1 protein-coding gene is annotated in these 247 nt (G+C 52.2%); it reads left to right on the plus strand.

Annotated features, from left to right (window positions below):
- Window positions 1-247 (plus strand): PD-(D/E)XK nuclease-like domain-containing protein (locus tag AK963_RS31005; protein ID WP_175404849.1); only part of this gene is annotated, 247 nt, incomplete at both ends.

Consider the following 247-nt stretch of genomic DNA (forward strand, 5'->3'; position numbering starts at 1 on the left):
AACGGTCTATCTACTGGGAGGACGCTGAAACCGGGTTGTTGTGCCGTGGCCGAATGGACTACTACCGGGAAGACCTCGGGATCATCTTTGACCTGAAATCCTGCCTTGATGCCCGTTATAGCAAGTTCCAAAAAGATATTCTCAATTATCACTACCACCAGAAAGCGTCTTGGTATCTGGACGGGTGTCGGGCGCTGGGTCTGCCTGCGAATGGCTTTGCATGGCTGGCTATCGAAAAAGAGCAGCC

Origin of the sequence: Endozoicomonas atrinae (assembly GCF_001647025.1) — a bacterium.
GTDB lineage: Bacteria > Pseudomonadota > Gammaproteobacteria > Pseudomonadales > Endozoicomonadaceae > Endozoicomonas > Endozoicomonas atrinae.